Origin of the sequence: uncultured Methanobrevibacter sp. (assembly GCF_902770715.1) — an archaeon.
Lineage (GTDB): Archaea > Methanobacteriota > Methanobacteria > Methanobacteriales > Methanobacteriaceae > Methanocatella.
This window is the reverse complement of the sequence record NZ_CACXTS010000083.1, coordinates 1-2,110: the sequence shown is the minus strand read 5'-3', so window position 1 is coordinate 2,110 and position 2,110 is coordinate 1. Positions and strand designations below refer to the sequence as shown.

Sequence of the window (2,110 nt, the reverse complement as noted above, 5' to 3'; positions counted from 1 at the left end):
AGTGTTTAAGTACTGACTGTGTTGTTGTTCATGATCACAACAAGGTTAATTACAACCCTAACTCGCAAAATTTTATACTAGCAGTATAATACCACTTTCGCTCTTAATGACCACTAGCAATCTTAGTAATGAATTTGTGGACGTCATCTTCGGTTATTCCAACATTACTCAGAATTTCTTTTTGATCTTTATTCATTGCGTAAGAAGGATACCATGTATCATCTTCATTTTGATCAATGCAATATTTATTAAGCTCAGCAATAATTCTATTCGTAGTCATTGAAGTCTTTGAATTCAAAAATGTCTTCTCAAAATGTAACATTCCTGCCATTATTATTTGTGCAATAAAAGCTACAAACATCAAACCTACATATGTATTGGCGTTGTGACGGTACGTCGTTCGTAAATTAAGTCCGCGCATAAGATTAGAAAAATTTTTTTCAACATTATCTCTTTTTCTGATAATACTGATTGCCTCGTAAGCCTCTATTTTTGATGGCGACAACATAACAAAAAATCCTTTGTGGTTGAGCAACTGTTGGATCATCTCTGTATTTTCCATCATAATAAAATTTTTCCCGTCCTTCGTAGTTTCTGACGGTGCAATTATGACGCCCCTCTTAGCCGCATATTTTTCAAGTTGTTCCGAGTATCTTACATGTTTGGAAATATTTTCCCAATAAAAGGCCATCAATGAATGCAACGCCTGCCTTTCATCCTCTGCCCGTTTACTGTCATAAAACATGTAGGCATAATATTGAGTTTCTTTTAATTTGACTTGGTATACATTGCCGTAAACATTTTCTTCAGCCAAATAATATTTTTGTTGATCCTTGATTTCATTACCTTTAGTTGAAATCAATTCTTCGACCCAGTTGGTACTCTCGGGACATAAAACACCGAATTCCAATTCAAGTTGTTGCATTTGTTTTATTGCATCTTCACTGTAGTAACCTCTATCAAAGACAACAAATAATTTTTTGTACCCGAGGTTTAAAATTTTTTTGAGCGAGTATGGAGTTTGCGTTTTATCTAGAACAGATCCATCAAAATGTTCATACCACAACGGAATACCCGTTGTTTCATCGACAAAAGCAGCTGTATTTATAATAGGTAAATCAACATTAATTTTAGCCTGACCAAATTTTGCAAAGTCGATGTGCCCGGATGATGTGTTCTGGTTGGTTGAATCGAAAGCTACAATTCTAGTCTTTGGAGAAGGAAATAATTTTTCGTACATCTCAGCAAACAGGCTGAAAAAAATTTGTATATCACCGCTGTTCTTCGATAACTCTGTATACAAAGCACTAACTTCAGAATCAGAGACAGGCCGATCCAATCCGCAGTAATGTCCAAAACACCAACTGGAAAATTGTTGCGAGATCAGATCTCCTTCTGAAACTCCATACGTACAGAGAGCAAGAATGAGTTTGTAGTGTTTAGGAAAAACTTTTTTTAATATTTCGTAACAACCTGTTTTACGTGCTATTGCAGATATCAGTACATAACCGCCATAAGCAATATGATTATCAACTTTTCCTGCTTCCTTTCTAGTTGAGGAACTAAAAACAGCTTTCAGTTTTGATAATTTTACATCCTCCTGTTCGCCAAAAAATTTGAAAAAATTTTTATTGGGATACATAACCGAGTTATTAGAATTTTCTTTGATTCTCCCGATGGAACATCGTTTATAGATCGGTTGTCTTTTTTCAGAATCCCATTCATATGCTGTTTGATAGTAAACATATCCGGTAGAAGCAATAACAATTTTTGAGTTATCAGTACTACCCGGAACTTTGACTTCAGAGGAACGACCTACATACATAAAACCACCCTGCTAGTATAGATATATTAAATATTATACTAGCATTTATAATAAAAAACAACATATAAATCAATATGTTGCAAAAATTTAATATGGTTCTAGTATAAAAGTTTGCGATTTAGGGATATATACACAATCTTGAGGTATTACTACGGCAACTTAAAATTCCCTGCAGAAATCTTAAAAAAAATCTTTTAACAGAAGCATGTGATTTTGAAACAGATGATGAATCAGAATATGTCTACAATGTGTTAAATAAACTTTACGAAAGATATCCTTTTGAGT

General features: G+C 33.8%; 1 protein-coding gene. It reads right to left on the bottom strand.

The genetic code is table 11. The features are described from left to right. Window positions 1-103: 103 nt before the first annotated feature. Entirely contained in the window at window positions 104-1,825 is a 1,722-nt protein-coding gene (locus QZU81_RS10860; protein ID WP_295591795.1) for a transposase, read from the bottom strand. Window positions 1,826-2,110 lie beyond the last annotated feature (285 nt).

Coding starts and splice junctions, on each gene's coding strand:
- QZU81_RS10860 (WP_295591795.1), bottom strand. CDS start 1,825: ATGTATGTAGGTCGTTCCTCTGAAGTCAAAGTTCCGGGTAGTACTGAT.